We start from the raw sequence: 16,542 nt of genomic DNA on the forward strand, positions 1-16,542 counted from the left end.
AAAATGAGCATTAAAGTATTGCCAAAAAATTTTTCCAAAGGAATAGGATATGACTTACAAGTAGCAAATGAAGATGCCACTGTCCAAGATTATTTAGATGCAATTAACCAATATATTCTTGAAGGCAATTTTACACGGTTGCGTCAGCAAGTAAAACAGTGCGAGGGCTGTGAGGGTTGTTGTGCTGAGAGAATTCCGCTGACTATAATCGATTTGTATAATTTACAAAAAGCTTTAGAGCTTGGCCAAGGGGAATTACCCATGGATAAGATTATCAGTAAATACACTTATGTCCAAGCCGAGGGGCCGGTTGTAGACATTGCACTGGGACAAAACAGTGCTGGAAATTGTTTGTTTTTAGATCCTAAAGAAAAAAGATGCACCATTTATGGCAATAGGCCTTTAGTATGCCAAACTTATATTTGTGCTCCTGCAAGTCCGAGAGCTCAAAAGCTTCGGGAAAAAATAGTAAATATGGGCGAAGATCAGTTGGTGAAATGGTGTCTGGAAAATATTCCCCAAGACAGATTGTTTCATGAAGCCTGGGAACCAAGGGTGAGGATAGAGGATTGGGAAAATACACCTTTTGCAGATAAAAAGAATTACTCTGAAGTTCCTTTGAAAAATATATGCCCACCAAAATTCTGGCAGGCATTAAAGGGTTAACGCTCTTTTGTAGGTTGTTGGCGCATACGCCAGGCCAGAATTGCTCCTAGAATACTATAGATTATAACCATTATGTAATCTAAAGCAATATAGTTCCATTTTGGAAAAGGTTGGCTGTATGCGTAAGCAAAAAGATAAGTGACTGTATTGAAAGCTAAAGTAGTTGCTAAAACGTTGGGTAAAGCATATTTTAAATTGGGTTTTTGGTAAGCAATTACCCAGGCAATACCAAAAAAAGTTAGAAAATTCATTGCTTGGTTAGATAAAAAACTTTGACCTCCTGCGGTCAAGGTCCCTGCAAAGTAAAATAAAATAAAAGTCACACCTTGATAAAAGAGAAACTGCCGAAAACTCATTTTTTGACTCCTTCCTACCATAACCATAACATCATTTTAACTTATTGAGCTAAGTTTTGTCTAATAAACATCTTTTTAACATAGTCAAAAAATGATTTATTTAATGTTCCTTCTGCTACGGGTACAAGCTTTTGAGCTATGGCCTCAATGCACTGGGAGGAAGGAGCATTAGGACTGTAGATTACATGGGAAGTATAATGCTTAATGGCACGAATTACTGCCTTGTCCTCTAAAATGTAACCTAAATTATCGACTTTAATTGGCAAAAACTTGTCTATAACATGGAGAAGGTGCTGGGCTGCTTTTCTAGCTTCTCTCCGATTGTCAGCATGGTTAATAACAAGTTTAATAGGTAGATTTTGATCATGTATGGATAGAACCTTGACTAAGGCATAAGCGTCTGTTAAGGCAGTAGGTTCAGGAGTAGTTATTAAAATAACTTCATCTGAGGCTAGGACAAAATTAATTACATTATGACCTATTCCGGCACTGGTATCTATGATAATAACATCAGCCAGGTTTTCTATTTTTTGAAATTTGGCAATTAGTTTTAAAATCTGGGCATTGCTTAAATTAGCTAATGTTTTTGATCCCGAGTTTCCCGGTACTAAAAAAATTCCTTCTGGGCCTTCAACTATAATATCAAAAATATCCATTTCTAAGCTTAATAGATGCTCTAGATTATAGCGAGACTTAATGTTAAACAGAATATTTGTATTTGCTGTACCTAAATCCGCATCAATAATAAAAGTGCGCAATCCTTTGCGAGCTAAGCTGATTGCTAAATTGACACAAAGATTCGTTTTACCTACTCCCCCTTTGCCGCTGGTCACAGAAATTACTCTTGGTCCTTTTAGTTTTAACCTAGAATTTGTATTTAATACTCGTGGCAAAAGGAGTACTAGGTGAGCATTTTTACCATGCTTTCTTTCGATAACTTCAGCTGTAAGGCAGGAGCCATCGGCGATAATAATTGTTACTTTAGTTCCAATCCCAATAATAACGATTTTACCTGAATCATAGGGTTGGCTGATGGTTAAAAGGTTTCCTTCTAAAGCTAATATTTCTGTGGGATAAATTCCATTATAGAATTCTGACTGAGGTTTCAGTAAAATTTGTTCGCCTTTTTGAAAGTACTTTTCCATTTTTTCACCTTCTAAAAAACCTAAAAAACTAATTAATAAGAATATTCCACTATATACTATTTTTTCCTTTATTGTTAAAATGTTAAAAAATGAGCCTATTTGACAATGTTTTCTGTAAAATAATTTTAATTTATGGAAAAGTTAAAGATTTAGGCGACGAAAACTAAGCTAAATTAGGGAATTGAGCAATTTTTGTCTGTTTTAATCAAACGATTTTTAGCTAAACACTATTTTCTTGGATAATTTGACATAATAGTGATTAGATAATTCTCAGAATAGAAAGCACTATTAAAATAAGCCCTGGCAGCAAAGCAAACTGTTCACCGATTTGTTGGATCCTACTTTGGCGGGCAGTTATATTACCTATGCCGATTAATATAAAATGGGTCAGGCCAAATAAAAAAGGTGTTGTAAAAGGATTATAACCCATTAATGATAATGAGAAAGCTGCTATGGAAGCATCCATAGCTACTGCGAAACCTAGTAATAGTCCTTCAAAGAACTTAATATCGTTTTCATGGTCGATATCTGCTAGCAGCGGATTTTTGAGAATACTAATTAAATTACCCGCTGCCAAATGTTCAGTTATTCTTTTATGATGCTGTGGAGATTTTTCTTTATGCTGCTGCTTATGATTTTGCTTTTGTTTATAGCCTTGCTTTAAAATAAAAACTCCTAAAAAAAGCAAAAGTGCTGCACCAAAATATTGTGCTGATTGAAAAGTAATATACTTTTGTAGAGTATAGCCAATGAGCATTGTTAACATAGAACAAACGATGGGGCAGATGTTAATTGCTAACAATGAAACAAAAGGTATTTTGATTTTTTTTAAGCCAAAGGCAAAGCCGCTCCAAAATCCGTCAATGCTTACTGCTATGGCTAATAAAACAACACTCCAAATATTCATTTTAATCACCCCGCTGCAAATTTCTATAACATACTATGAATGAGTAAATGGAGATGACATACGGAATTGCTGTTAAGTATTGCGTTAATTTATGGATATTAATTTTCTAAGTAATTTGATTAAAAATCATAGAAATCATAGTAATAATAGTAAAAGCAGAGGGGAATTGTAATTAGTTAGCTTGGAAGGTTAATTTTACCTCCTGGATTATTTGGTTCCCGTCGTTACATAATACTTAGGAGGGTTTTTATTTTAGCAGACAGGAGCTGATGTATGTGAGCGAAAAGGATCATGAAACTATTGAAGTTTGGAGAAAGGAAGCGGAGAACCTAGAAGACAGCCGTGAAGAAATGCGAGAAAAGTTTTTGCGAGAAGTTGGGCAAAGGACAGAGGGCATATCTGCAGATAGAGAAAAATTTATTCATGGTTTATATACCGGAAGCCATAAAGTTTTACCGCCAAATAAAGAAAATTAAATTAAAGGCAGGAATTAAATTCCTGCCTTTAATTAATATTTATTACTTGTCAAATATGGCATTAGATTGTATTCCAGCACTTGGTCTGAAATTAATAACTTTTCCTTGACGAAGTTAACTTGCTGCTGATATTGTGTCAGGGGCAGTACTTGTCCTGTGGTAATATTGTAGATGCTTTTGGTATCAGGTAAGTAGCGGATATTACCGTCAACAAATGAGCCGGAACGAAAGATAGTTAAATTATTTTGGGCATTGAAAAGATCTACGCCCATAGCATAAGGATATTGGATACCAAGCAAATTAGCTACAGTAGGCAGTATATCTACTTGACCTCCATTAATATTTTTAATTCCTGTTTCTTTTTCCCCAGGTAAATGTATAAACAAAGGAACTTTTTGGAGCTCAGACCACATTAGGGGTGTATCAGGGACTTGTAAAAAATTTAGTAACTCTTGTTTTTCTGTTTTTGTAATGCCATTATGATCCCCATAAATAACCACAATTGAATTATCCCACAGACCTTTTTGTTGCAGTAACTTGATAAATTCACCTAAGGCAGAATCAGTATAATGAACTGCTTCTAAATAATTCCCGATAAAACTGTTTTCAAACTGACCTAAATTAAGGTTATTGCTTTTTTGAAATGCATCATATGGGTAATGACTGGATAAAGTAATTAAAAAAGAATAAAAGGGTTCCTTTGTTTGTTCCAGTTTATTTACAGCTTGTTTCAAAAAAGATTTATCACTTAAACCCCAGCCTAAAAGGTCATCTTGGGTAAAATTATCTCTACTATAAAATTTCTCAAAGCCTATAGTGTGATACATAGCTGCCCGATTCCAGTAAGTGGGTTTATAAGGATGCATAACTAAAGTTTTATAGTTTTGTGCTTCTAACAACTTAGGTAAAGTAATTAGTTCATTAGTTGTAAACTGAAAGTATGCTGATCCTTCTTTAGCCGGATAATAGGAAACGTTTGTTAAAAATTCAGCATCGGAAGTATTGCCCTGGGCAGTTTGATAATAAAAATTTGGAAAATAAGCTGCTTTTTTAATTAATTGATTTAAGTTTGGAGCAATTTCCTGCCCGTTTACTTTCTTGTTAATTACAAAGTTTTGGAGAGCTTCTACCTGAACAATAATGAGATTTTTGTTTTTAAAAGCACCAAAATATTGAGCCTTATCCTTGTTTTGCAAATTCTTTTGCGCTTGCTGTACAAACCAGGCTTGAATGTTATCCTTATCTTGTGCAGCTAAAACAGGTTGTACAAGCTGTTTTTTAGTAAATTTATAGACATCAAAAACATGGTAGTTTAAGATATTTAATTTTTCGACTAAAAATGTTTGGTCTAAAATATTTACAAAAATGTTTTTGCCCATGATTTTTTCCAAAGCAAGCACATTGTAAGAAATTAGGCCGGTGCCTAAGACTAAAAAAATACCAGCTAAACCTAGCTTCTTTTTCAAAGATACACTCTTTATGGCAGCTTTCTTTTTTATCCAATAGATTAGTGGCAAGTAAAAAAGCAAATCAAAAAGGTAAAAAAGATCTTGTACTTTAAATAAAGAATAAATGCTTTGCTCTAAAGTGCCAACTTGGTTTGCTTGGAATAGGACTGGGATGGAAATAACACTATTGTAATACCTAAAAAATAACAAGTCCGAAATTAAAATAAAGGTGATTAAGGCATCTAGCACAAATAAGACAATGCTGCGTACTTTTAAAGGCAAAAGAATAGTTAAACTAACTAAAATGAAAACCGTAGCAAAGGAAATGAGTACAAGGTTAAAAGAATGAGCTCCCTCAATATTTTCGTTAAAAAGAATGAGTTTTGCTGTAATCAACGCAAAAAACAAAACTAAATCTAAAAAATAACATGATAAAGTTTTTGACTTAAGCACTGAAAGGATCCTTTCTGTATTAAGTATTTGTAATCTTTTATGAACCTTAATCTAGATAGTAACATTATAGATTAAATTACTCTCTTCGCCAAGAACCTTGACAGTTTTTAAAGGATAGTTTACACTACGTATAAGCAAAATCCTTTAAAATGGTACTGTGAGACCAGGAAGGAAGAAATACATTGCCGTACGATGGTAATTATTTTAGCCCGCCCTGGTTTTAGGCAGGCTTTAATTTTATCTTCTGAGCAATAAATAATTTCAGGAGGTGCGGTAATGAATTTAATTGAAAAGGCTAAGATTATGGACGCTGATAAAATGCGTCGATCTTTAGTTCGAATTGCCCACGAAATTGTGGAGAAAAACAAGGGCACCGAAAACTTGGCATTAATTGGCATTCGCCGTCGGGGTGTACCTTTGGCAGAGAGGATAGCTAAGCTGGTTAAAGATATTGAAGGAGTGGATTTGCCTGTAGGTATTCTAGATATAACACTCTATCGTGATGATTTAACTACTCTAGACTATCAGCCTATTGTCCATAAAACTGAAATTCCTTTTCCTGTTTCAGGTAAAAAACTAATTTTAGTTGACGATGTACTTTACACAGGAAGGACTGTGCGTGCCGCTTTAGATGCTATTATTGATTTAGGTCGTCCACAAGTTATTGAGTTAGCAATTCTAATTGACCGTGGTCATCGGGAATTGCCGATTAGAGCCGATTATGTTGGGAAGAACGTTCCAACTTCAAATAAAGAAGTCATTGCTGTTAATTTAACGGAAATAGACGGCGTAGATGAAGTTAAAATTTTAGAAATTGCAGATTGATATCTTCAGAACTCCTTTAAAAATAGTCCCGTGAGACTAGCAAGGGGTGTTAGGGAAGAAGTAGCTAAACCCGAACCTCTTGTAGAGGTTCTTTTTTTATATTCCTATAAGGAGGATTAGCAAATGTGGAAACGCAAAGACTTGTTAGGCCTTAAAGAATTAAGTATTGACGAAATTAATATGATTTTAGATACTGCGGTACCAATGAAAGATATTATTAAACGTACTATTAAAAAGGTGCCTACTTTAAGAGGACGTTCCATGGTAACTCTTTTTTATGAGCCAAGCACTCGTACCAGGACTTCTTTTGAAATGGCTGCCAAATATTTAAGTGCTGATACATCCAGCCTTACAGTGGCTACAAGCAGTGTGGCCAAGGGTGAAACTTTAATTGATACAGGCAGAACCATCGAGGTTATGGGGGCCGATGTAATTGTGATTCGCCATGAGTCTGCAGGGGCTCCGCATCTTCTGGCCCAAAGTGTAGTAGCAAGGGTTATTAATGCAGGGGATGGAATGCACGAACACCCTACTCAAGGGCTCTTAGATCTATTTACTATGCGGGAAAAAAAAGGAGATCTAAGCAACTTAAAGGTAGCTATCCTTGGCGATATTTTGCATAGTCGAGTAGCACGCTCCAACATTTGGGGTTTAACTAAATTTGGGGCTGAAGTTCGAGTCGTAGGGCCAAGTACTTTACTTCCTGGGGAATTTAAAAAAATGGGTGTACAAGTTTTCCATAACGTGGAAGAAGCACTCCGTGGTGTTGATGTAGTCAATGTACTTCGTCTCCAAAAAGAAAGACAAAAGAAAGGGCTTTTGCCTTCCTTACGTGAATATGCCAAAATATTTGGCCTGGACCAAAAACGCTTGTCGCTAGCCAAACCAGATGCTTTAGTTATGCACCCCGGCCCTATGAACCGTGGCGTAGAAATTATGCCGGATGTTTATGACTCCACCCAATCAGTTGTAGATGAGCAGGTTACTAACGGCGTAGCAGTTAGAATGGCAATCCTTTACTTGTTAATGGGAGGGGGAACTGGTAATGAGATTATTAATTAAGGGTGGAAGAATCATAGATCCAGCCAATAATCTAGACAGCATAGGGGATGTTTTAATAGTTGATGGTAAGATAGCTGAGATTAGCGAAAATATTGAAGTTCAAGTTAATAAAACCGTAGATGCTGAAGGAATGATAGTTACGCCTGGTTTAATTGATATGCATGTACATTTTAGAGAGCCTGGATATGAACATAAAGAAACTATTGCTACAGGAACAAGGGCAGCAGCAGCAGGTGGTTTTACTTCCGTAGCATGTATGCCTAATACTAACCCTATTAATGATAATCAAGCTGTTTGTTCTTTGATTAAACAAAAGGCCAAAGAAGAGGGTGTAGTAAAAGTATTCCCCATTGGAGCTGTAACTAAAGGCTCTCAAGGGGAGGAATTGGCTGAAATAGGTGAATTAAAGGAAGCAGGTGTGGTAGCTCTTTCCGATGATGGCAAACCAATTTCTAATGGAGAAATAATGCGCCGAGCTTTAGAATATGCTCAAATGTTTAATCTAACAATTATCAGTCATGCTGAAGATTTAAACTTAGCAGTTGGTGGATTTATGCATGAAGGTTATGTTTCAACTGTTTTGGGTTTAAGGGGTATTCCTTCTGCAGCTGAAGAGACTATGGTAGCCAGGGACATTATTTTAGCTGAACTAACAGGCAGCCCTCTGCATATAGCTCATCTTAGTACAGCAGGCTCTGTCAGAATGGCAAGAGATGCTAAGGCAAGGGGTCTCATGGTGACAGCAGAGGCCACACCTCATCATTTTACCTTAACAGATGAAGCAGTTGTTGGATATCACACAGCAACTAAAGTTAATCCTCCTTTGCGCAGCAGTAGTGACCGAGATGCAATTCTAGCAGGGTTAAAAGATGGAACTATTGACGTAATAGCAACAGACCATGCGCCCCATGCCCGTGAAGAAAAAGAAGTGGAGTATGCTTATGCCCCTAATGGTATGGTAGGTTTAGAAACGGCAGTTCCTTTAGTAGTAAGCCAATTGATTAACCAGGGAATACTTACTTGGAGCGAAGCAATTGCGAAATTAACTGTTAATCCTGCAAGAATTTTAGGACTTCCTTTAGGAACTTTAAGTATTGGCAGCACTGCCGATGTTACCATTATTGACCCTCAGCAAGAAGCAGTTGTGGATACAGCTAAGTTTCAGTCTATGGGCAAAAATTCGGCATTTTCGGGCTGGAAACTGCAAGGGTGGCCAATTTGTACAATAGTAGATGGGCAAATTGTAATGCAATCTGGAAAAATATTAGCCTAGGGGGAGCGCCATGAGCAATCAAGTTCAAGGAAAAATAATTAACCATGTTTATTTAGCCGCTGATGTATATTTAATGGAAATTCTGGCTCCCGAAATTGCCCATATGGCAGTTCCTGGTCAATTTGTCCAAGTCTTATGCAGCCGGTCTTACGAACCTTTATTGCGACGGCCTATCAGCCTCCATTACATTGATGGAGAAAAGGGGCAGATAAGTTTACTTTACCAAGTTAAAGGCAAGGGCACTAGGTTACTGAGCACTATGCCGGTGAATGGTGAAATAGATTTAATTGGGCCTTTAGGAAATGGCTTTACAGTTAGGGGTCAAGGAAAAAAAGTATTAATAGTTGGTGGCGGGATAGGAATTGCTCCTCTTTTACCTGCCGCCAAGGAATTGCAGCTACAAGGAAACCAAGTTACGACGATTCTAGGATTTAATAGTGAGAAAGAAGTGTACAGAACCTCTGAATTTCGAGCTTATGCTCAAAAAATGCTTATTGTGACTAGAGATGGTAGTTTGGGAGAACAGGGTTTAGTTACGGAGCCATTGGAAAGGGAATTACAAAGTGAAGTATACAACAGTGTTTTAGCCTGCGGTCCAGAGGCTATGTTAAAAGCAGTTTGCAGTCTAACCCAAAAATATGCTGTAGAGTGCCAGGTTTCCCTAGAAGCTTACATGGCCTGTGGTATCGGGGCTTGTCTAGGGTGCACTTGCGGAATAAAAAAAGGCCATGAAGAAATTTTAGCTAGAGTGTGCACTGAAGGACCTGTTTTCCCCAGTAAGGCGGTGGTCTGGCATGAATAAAGTAAACTTACAGGTGGATATTGGAGGGTTAATTTTAAAAAATCCCGTTGTCACAGCTTCGGGCACCTTTGGCTCAGGTTTAGAATTTGTGCCTTATTTAAATCTTAATGAATTAGGGGGAGTTGTAGTTAAAGGTACTACTCTTCTGCCCCGTCAAGGAAATGCCGGACAGCGTTTAGTAGAAACTTCAGCTGGATTATTAAACTCTGTAGGATTGCAGAACCCGGGAGTAGATTATTACCTAAAGGAAATTTTGCCAGAACTTAAAAAATACGAGACCAATTTTATTGTTAATATCTCCGGCAATACTGTTGAAGAATATGGGCTCCTAGCTGAGAAATTAAATGTGCCGGGAGTAGCGGCTTTAGAAGTTAATATTTCCTGTCCCAATGTAAAAGCAGGTGGAATGGCTTTTGGCACTGACCCCAAGGAAGGGGCCAAGGTAGTCAAAGCAGTGAAGCAGAATACAAAGCTTCCAGTCATAGTAAAGCTATCTCCTAATGTTACAAATATTGTAGAAATTGCCCAGTCAGTTGAAGAGGCAGGGGCAGATGCTCTTTCCTTAATTAATACACTTTTAGGCATGGCTATTGATGTGCAAAGAAGAAAACCGATCCTGGGTAATATTATGGGAGGGTTATCGGGACCCTGCATTAAACCTGTAGCACTGCGCATGGTTTGGCAAGTTTTTAAAGCGGTGAAAGTACCCCTTATAGGCATGGGAGGAATTACAACGGTAGAAGATGCTTTAGAGTTTATTTTAGCCGGCGCAACTGCAGTATCTATTGGTACGGCTAATTTTAGGAATCCAAGAGTATCTGCAGAAATAGCAGCAGGTCTAGAACAATACTGTTTGGAAAACGGCATCCAAGATATTAAGGAACTTATTGGAGCAGCCCATTCTTAAAGCTAGTAAGGCCGCTTCTAAAACATATAGTAGGGGGATGGATAATGTCTAAGATAAAAGAACGTTTAATTGTGGCTTTAGATGTAGATACTTTGCAGGAAGTAGAGACACTAGTAAAAATGTTAGGCCCCCATGTGGGTATGTTTAAAGTTGGTTTGCAATTATATACAAGTTTAGGTCCCCAAGTACTTAAAACTATTCACGAATTAGGCGGAAAGATTTTTGCTGATTTAAAACTCCATGATATCCCAAATACAGTAGCCCAAGCCAGCCGGGTTTTAACAAGCTTTGGCGTCCAAATGCTCAATGTCCATGCTTCTGGTGGTTTAAAAATGATGACAGCTGCGGCTCAGGCAGTAGAGGAAGAAGCAGCAAAGAAGGGTATAAAAAAGCCACTTTTAATAGCAGTTACAGTTTTAACCAGTTTAGGCCAAGAAGATTTGGCGGAAGTAGGTTTGCCTGAATCTCCAGAGAATACTGTAGTCAGATGGGCCAAATTAGCACAACAGGCAGGTTTAGACGGTGTTGTGGCTTCGCCGCAAGAGACTTCCTTAATCCAATCAGCTTGTGGTGCTGAGTTTTTAACTATTACCCCTGGTGTCCGTCCCTTAGGCGCTGAGGCAGGAGATCAAAAAAGAATTACCACGCCCAAAGAAGCAATTAAAGCTGGGTCGTCTTACTTAGTAATCGGCAGGCCCATAACAAAGTCTAAAAATCCCATAGAAACAGTAAAAGCAATTCTTGCGGAAATGGAGGAAGGTTTATGTTAAATCAAAAAGAAATTGAACAAATATTTCTAGATTCAGAAGCTTTACTACAGGGACATTTTCGTTTAACTTCGGGGAGACATAGCGACCGTTATATTCAATGTGCAAAAGTGTTGCAATATCCTGAGTATACAACTAAATTATGCGGCGAATTAGCAAGGCGTTTTCAGAATACAGGAGTTGAATTAGTTGTAGGTCCTGCCATGGGAGGAATAGTAATAGCTTATGAAGTGGCCAGGCAGCTTAATGTCCAAACATTTTTTGCAGAACGGGAAGACAATGAAATGAAATTTCGCCGGGGATTTGCCATTAAACCAGGGCAAAAAGTCCTAATTGTAGAAGATGTTATTACTACTGGAGGCTCTGTTTTGGAAGTAATAAATCTTGTACGTGCTGCAGGAGGAGAAGTAGTTGGAGCCGGTGTACTAGTTGACAGAAGTGCTGGGAAAATTAATTTAGGAGTTCCTACAGAAAGCCTGCTGTCTTTTGAAGTTCAATCTTATCCTCCGGAAGAGTGCCCTCTTTGTCAAGAGGGGATAGAATTAGTTAAGCCAGGCAGTAGAAAAGTATGATAAAAGAGCCCTGCAATTTAAGCTAATTTTAAAATTGCAGGGCATATTTTTAATTGTTACTGTTGTTGGTAAGTTTAGAAATTAGATCTTCTGTAGGAGTAATATAAATTGTTTGGTTATGTTCAAAAATTACCATGCCTGGTTTAGCCCCGGCAGGTTTTTTTACATATTTTTTTAAAGTATAGTCTACAGGAACTTGACTGGAGTGCTGGCCTTTACTGTAGTAAGCTGCTAAATGAGCTGCCTCGAGTAAGGTTTGGTCGGGAACTTTTTTCCCTTCAGTTTTGATGATCACGTGGGAGCCCGGTAGATCCTTTACATGAAGCCATAAATCATCGTCTTTAGCAAATTTAGTAGTTAACCAGTCATTTTGCTTATTATTTTTACCAATATAGATATGGAATCCTTCGCTTGAAGTGAAAACCAAAGGCTCTATTTTTTGCTGCTTTTCTATTTTGCTTTTCTTACCTGGCTTTAAATTAGGAGGAGAAATGTAATTGGCAGCAATCATTTCATTTTTAATTTCTGCTAATTCTGCCAGCTGTGTTGTTTGTTCTACACTTTGCAAGATACTATCTAAATAATTTATTTCTGCCAGCGTAAAATTGAGTTGCTCCTGTGCTTTAACAGCTCCTGCTTTAGCTTTATTATATTTTTTAAAATATGCTTGGGCATTCTGGACAGGAGAAAGTTCCGGGTTGACTTGGATTTGGACCTTTTTATTTTCCGGATGGTAAAAATTTTCTACAGTTATTACCTTTTCTCCTTTGGCAATGCGATAGATATTAGCTGTTAGGAGTTCACCATAAATCCGAAAGGGCTCTGCTTTTTTAGCTAGTGCTATTGTTTCTTCTTGTAGTAAACGTTTCTTGTGATTCTTTTCCAACTCCTTCTGCAGTACTTTGGCTAAAGTGTGCTTTTCTTTAGCCAAATCTTCCTTCTCTTGCTTTTCTTTAAAAAAAGCATCAAGTGCTTCGCTCATGGAAGGAAATTTTACGGCAGCAACATTAGCTAAGTGCTCCAAGTTCAGAAAGGAAAAATCTTTTGGCCCTTCATGATCATAATACAAGGTAGGTTTGGATTGTTTGGTGCTTACTAAAGTAGTTATTTGCTGTAATCCCTGCCAAAGCCTAGTTAAATCGTAATCACCTATGACATCAAGAACCACGTCTTGCTCCAATCCTGCCCGGAAAACTACTTCTCTGGCCAGTAAGGAGCTAAAACCGCTAAAGTTGTTGACTAAAGCTTTTTGTACCTTAATGTTATATTCGTTATTTAGTAAAACAGACCGAAATTTATCCTCAGTTAATTCCAAGGGATTTATTTTACCTTGATTAGGTGGTTCAATGTAAGTTCTGCCAGGCAGTACTTCCCTGTGCCTGCTTACAGCATGGGTATAGCGTTTCATTCCATCGATAATAGTGTTTTTTTCTTTATCCAGCAAGATTACGTTGCTATGTTTGCCCATTATTTCAATTACTAATTGTTTTGCTTTAAGCTGTCCTAATTCATCTAGGGCTTCGATAGTAATAATTAACTGCCTTTCTAAGTTTTGCTGCTGCAAAGCAATAATTTTTCCGCCTTCTAAATGCTTTCTCAAAACCATACAAAATATTGGAGGGTTTAAGGGATTGGGAAAATTGACAGAAGTTAAATGAATTCGGCAGTTATAAGCATGAGTTGAAATCACTAATTTATAGTTACCTGAGCGTTGGCGAATATGTAAAATCAATAAGTCAGCATTAGGTTGATATATTTTATCAATCCGTCCTGCTAATAATTTATCTGTTAACTCTTCCTTGACTGTAGACATGACAAATCCATCAAAAGCCATAAATTTTCTCCTTAGTATAACATTTTTACCTTATTGTAGCTAATAATTTTAACTGCTGCAACTTATAGGTCATGTTTATATTCCTACTGGAATATGATACTAAAGGTGGAAGTCCTTACTTGGAGGTGGAGTCATGAGGGAAATAAAGTGGTTTCAGCTTGATGTCAGCAAAGTATTATCAATACTTGGCAGCGACCTGGAGCAGGGGCTAAGTAGCAAAGAAGCTCAAATAAGGTTAGATGAGGTTGGACCTAATTTACTTCAACAAAGAAAAAAAATAGCGCCCTTGTACATTTTTTTAGAACAATTTAAAGATTTTATGGTATTAGTTCTAATTGCTGCAGCCTTAGTTTCTGGTATGCTGGGAGAAATTGCTGATGCCATAACTATTTTGGCCATTATAATATTGAATGCAATTTTAGGCTTTGTGCAAGAGTTTAGGGCAGAGAAATCTATGGAAGCATTAAAAAATTTGGCTGCTCCTACAGCTACTGTGCTTCGGGATGGAAAAATTCAATCAATCGCAGCCAGAGATTTAGTTCCTGGTGATGTTATTGAATTAGAAGCTGGGGATCGTATACCTGCTGATGCCCGGATTTTAGAAGCGGTTAACATGGAAATCGATGAATCCCTTCTAACTGGTGAATCACAAACAGTCAGCAAAGAAAACAAAATACTTGAAGAAGATGCTGGCCTTGCTGATCAAAAAAACATGGTGTTTTCTGGAACTGCTGTTGCCACTGGTCGTGCCAGAGCAGTTGTAGTTGCAACTGGAATGCATAGTGAAATGGGTAAAATTGCGGGAATGATGCAAAGTGTGGAAGAAGAAGAGACACCTTTGCAAAAGCGGTTGGCTCAGTTGGGCAAATGGCTGGTTGTTTTTTGTTTATTAATTTGTGCCCTTGTTGTTCTAACGGGTATTCTGAGAGGCGAACCTATCTATCAAATGTTTTTAACAGGAGTCAGCTTGGCAGTTGCGGCAATTCCAGAGGGGCTGCCGGCCATTGTAACGGTTGCTTTAGCTTTAGGTGTGCAAAAAATGATTAAAAGAAATGCTATTGTACGTAAATTAACAGCTGTAGAAACTTTAGGCTGTGCTACAGTTATTTGTTCTGATAAAACAGGAACCCTAACCCAAAATGAAATGACTGCTCGAGAAATTTTTTGTAGCGGAAAGATAATTAAGATAACCGGTCAAGGCTATGAGCCCCGGGGTATTTTTCAATGGCAAAACGAAATTTATGATTATAACTCAGATCAAACTTTAAATCGACTGCTTAAAACTTGCGCTCTTTGTAACAATGCCCAGTTGAAAGAACCAAAGAAAAATGGAATCTTTGCGCGAGAAGGGAAAAAAGAAAATTGGCAGATTGTAGGGGATCCTACAGAAGGAGCTTTATTAGTTGCAGCGGCCAAAGGTAATTTATTAAGAGAAAAAATTGAACAGCGAGAACAAAGGGTTTGGGAAATACCTTTTGATTCAGACCGAAGAAGAATGTCCGTTGTTTATCAAAATACGGAAAACAAACTAGGCTCAAAGATTGTTTATGTTAAAGGGGCTCCCGATATAATTTTAAATTTATGCCAGAATGTTGAAATGGATGGAAACTCTATTCCCTTAACAACAGATGCTAGACAGAAAATTTTACAGGAAAATGATCGAATGGCCGCCGAAGCTTTAAGGGTTCTGGGGGTTGCCTACAGGAAGCTGGAAGGGAACGAAGGAGAAGAAATGGAGGACCTAGAATCTAAGTTAACTTTCCTAGGTTTAATTGGTATGATTGATCCTCCACGACCTTCTGCCGTCAAAGCTATAGGCGTATGTAAAAATGCAGGTATAAAAACAGCTATGATTACAGGGGATCATCAGGTAACTGCTCAAGCTGTTGCTCAAGAATTAGGTTTGGCTGTTAGCCCAGACCAAGTTATAACAGGTAAAGAATTGGATCAGTTAAGTGATGATGAATTAAACGAAAGAGTGAATAATTTAGCAGTATATGCTAGGGTTTCACCTAAACATAAGCTGCGGATTGTAAAAGCTCTTAAATACAACGGTCAGGTTGTAGCTATGACAGGTGACGGAGTTAATGATGCCCCAGCCGTAAAAGAGGCTGATATCGGTGTAGCCATGGGGAAGACAGGGACAGATGTAACGAAAGAAGCTTCTGCTATGGTTTTGGCGGATGATAATTTTGCTACTATTGTGGCGGCAGTTGAAGAAGGCAGAGCTATTTATGATAATATTCGCAAATTCATTCGCTATTTATTAGCCTGTAATGTAGGCGAAGTTTTAACCATGTTTTTAGGGGTCTTATTTTCTCTGCCCTTACCCCTTTTACCAATTCAGATTTTATGGGTTAATCTAGTCACTGATGGCCTGCCGGCATTAGCTTTAGGAGTGGATGATGCAGATGAGGATATTATGCAGCGTAAACCTAGGCATCCGAAGGAAAGTATTTTTTCTCATGGCTTATGGGCAAAGATAATCATCAGCGGTTTGGAAATAGGCTTGGGAACTCTGCTTGTCTTTGGGCTGGCAATCTATTTAAGTAATGGTGATCTGGTTTTAGCTAGGGCCATGGCGTTTACAACTCTGGTAATTTATCAATTATTCTATGTCTTTGATTGTAAATCAGAAAAGCATTCGGTTTTTGAAATAGGTATATTGAAAAATCCGTATTTAGTGCTGGCTGTTTTATGTTCTCTACTCATGCAATTAGCAGTTGTTTATATTCCTGCCCTGCAGCCAATATTTAAAACAACCTCTTTAAATGCTTATCATTGGCTATTGATTTTATTGCTGCCAGGTGGAAAAATGTTCTTAAAAGCTATTGCTCATTACATAGTTAAACCTATTTGCCGTAAATTAATTTATCTTAAAGCATAATTATCTTAGATAACAATCTTACTGTTGACAGTAAATTGCATTCTATGTTACTATTACCACAACTTTTTTAGAATTGTAAAAAATTATATTGTTTTTAATGAAGGGACATACTTCTTTGTGGGAACATTGAAGTTGTCCCCTATTTTCAATTTAGAGGTTCTA

At 37.5% G+C, this 16,542-nt stretch carries 15 protein-coding genes; 10 read left to right on the forward strand and 5 right to left on the reverse strand.

Translation table 11 applies throughout. The features are described from left to right. Positions 1-3 precede the first annotated feature (3 nt). Positions 4-666, forward strand: a complete 663-nt coding sequence (locus tag RDV78_03740) for a YkgJ family cysteine cluster protein (protein MDS1029616.1) — start codon at positions 4-6, stop codon at positions 664-666. Here RDV78_03740 and RDV78_03745 read toward each other — a convergent pair. The 3 genes from RDV78_03745 to ytaF all read right to left on the reverse strand — a co-directional run bounded on the left by RDV78_03745 (position 663) and on the right by ytaF (position 3,074). Further along, positions 663-1,022 carry a hypothetical protein gene (locus tag RDV78_03745; GenBank protein MDS1029617.1) on the reverse strand — a complete coding sequence of 120 codons (360 nt, stop codon included), beginning with the start codon at positions 1,020-1,022 and terminating at the stop codon, positions 663-665. The two genes, RDV78_03740 and RDV78_03745, sit on opposite strands and share 4 nt — an antisense overlap. Positions 1,023-1,063: 41 nt before the next feature. Then, positions 1,064-2,167 (reverse strand): AAA family ATPase, encoded by a 1,104-nt coding sequence (locus RDV78_03750; GenBank protein MDS1029618.1) that lies wholly within the window; start codon positions 2,165-2,167, stop codon positions 1,064-1,066. Positions 2,168-2,426: 259 nt separating this feature from the next. Continuing rightward, on the reverse strand, positions 2,427-3,074 hold the full coding sequence (gene ytaF / locus RDV78_03755) for a sporulation membrane protein YtaF (protein MDS1029619.1): 648 nt from the start codon (positions 3,072-3,074) through the stop codon (positions 2,427-2,429). Between the two features lie 275 nt (positions 3,075-3,349). Between ytaF and RDV78_03760 the strand changes: the two genes are divergently transcribed. Next, on the forward strand, positions 3,350-3,550 hold the full coding sequence (locus RDV78_03760; GenBank protein ID MDS1029620.1) for a hypothetical protein: 201 nt from the start codon (positions 3,350-3,352) through the stop codon (positions 3,548-3,550). Between the two features lie 32 nt (positions 3,551-3,582). On the opposite strand, the gene RDV78_03765 is transcribed toward RDV78_03760, so the two are convergent. Further along, positions 3,583-5,451 carry an LTA synthase family protein gene (locus RDV78_03765; protein ID MDS1029621.1) on the reverse strand — a complete coding sequence of 623 codons (1,869 nt, stop codon included), beginning with the start codon at positions 5,449-5,451 and terminating at the stop codon, positions 3,583-3,585. Between the two features lie 276 nt (positions 5,452-5,727). Here RDV78_03765 and pyrR point away from each other — a divergent pair, with 276 nt between their 5' ends. From pyrR to pyrE, 7 genes are all read left to right on the forward strand, one after another. Then, positions 5,728-6,276 carry a bifunctional pyr operon transcriptional regulator/uracil phosphoribosyltransferase PyrR gene (gene pyrR / locus RDV78_03770; protein MDS1029622.1) on the forward strand — a complete coding sequence of 183 codons (549 nt, stop codon included), beginning with the start codon at positions 5,728-5,730 and terminating at the stop codon, positions 6,274-6,276. 123 nt (positions 6,277-6,399) lie between these two features. Further along, on the forward strand, positions 6,400-7,338 hold the full coding sequence (locus tag RDV78_03775) for an aspartate carbamoyltransferase catalytic subunit (GenBank protein ID MDS1029623.1): 939 nt from the start codon (positions 6,400-6,402) through the stop codon (positions 7,336-7,338). After that, a complete protein-coding gene (locus RDV78_03780) occupies positions 7,322-8,611 on the forward strand; it encodes a dihydroorotase (protein ID MDS1029624.1) in 1,290 nt (429 codons plus the stop codon). Before RDV78_03775 ends, RDV78_03780 begins: the two co-directional genes overlap by 17 nt. A 10-nt stretch (positions 8,612-8,621) precedes the next feature. Next, on the forward strand, positions 8,622-9,413 hold the full coding sequence (locus RDV78_03785) for a dihydroorotate dehydrogenase electron transfer subunit (GenBank protein ID MDS1029625.1): 792 nt from the start codon (positions 8,622-8,624) through the stop codon (positions 9,411-9,413). After that, positions 9,406-10,320, forward strand: a complete 915-nt coding sequence (locus RDV78_03790; protein ID MDS1029626.1) for a dihydroorotate dehydrogenase — start codon at positions 9,406-9,408, stop codon at positions 10,318-10,320. Before RDV78_03785 ends, RDV78_03790 begins: the two co-directional genes overlap by 8 nt. Before the next feature lie 44 nt (positions 10,321-10,364). After that, positions 10,365-11,090 (forward strand): orotidine-5'-phosphate decarboxylase, encoded by a 726-nt coding sequence (pyrF, locus tag RDV78_03795; protein ID MDS1029627.1) that lies wholly within the window; start codon positions 10,365-10,367, stop codon positions 11,088-11,090. After that, positions 11,084-11,659: an orotate phosphoribosyltransferase gene (pyrE, locus tag RDV78_03800; GenBank protein ID MDS1029628.1), complete on the forward strand. Its 576-nt coding sequence runs from the start codon at positions 11,084-11,086 to the stop codon at positions 11,657-11,659. The genes pyrF and pyrE overlap by 7 nt, the downstream gene beginning before the upstream one ends. Before the next feature lie 49 nt (positions 11,660-11,708). Here pyrE and RDV78_03805 read toward each other — a convergent pair whose 3' ends face one another. Continuing rightward, on the reverse strand, positions 11,709-13,493 hold the full coding sequence (locus RDV78_03805) for an NFACT RNA binding domain-containing protein (GenBank protein ID MDS1029629.1): 1,785 nt from the start codon (positions 13,491-13,493) through the stop codon (positions 11,709-11,711). Between the two features lie 133 nt (positions 13,494-13,626). Between RDV78_03805 and RDV78_03810 the strand changes: the two genes are divergently transcribed. After that, a complete protein-coding gene (locus RDV78_03810; protein ID MDS1029630.1) occupies positions 13,627-16,380 on the forward strand; it encodes a calcium-transporting P-type ATPase, PMR1-type in 2,754 nt (917 codons plus the stop codon). Positions 16,381-16,542: the final 162 nt, after the last annotated feature.

The sequence above is a fragment of the Bacillota bacterium LX-D genome (genome assembly GCA_031628995.1).
Classification (GTDB): Bacteria; Bacillota; DUOV01; order DUOV01; family Zhaonellaceae; genus JAVLUO01.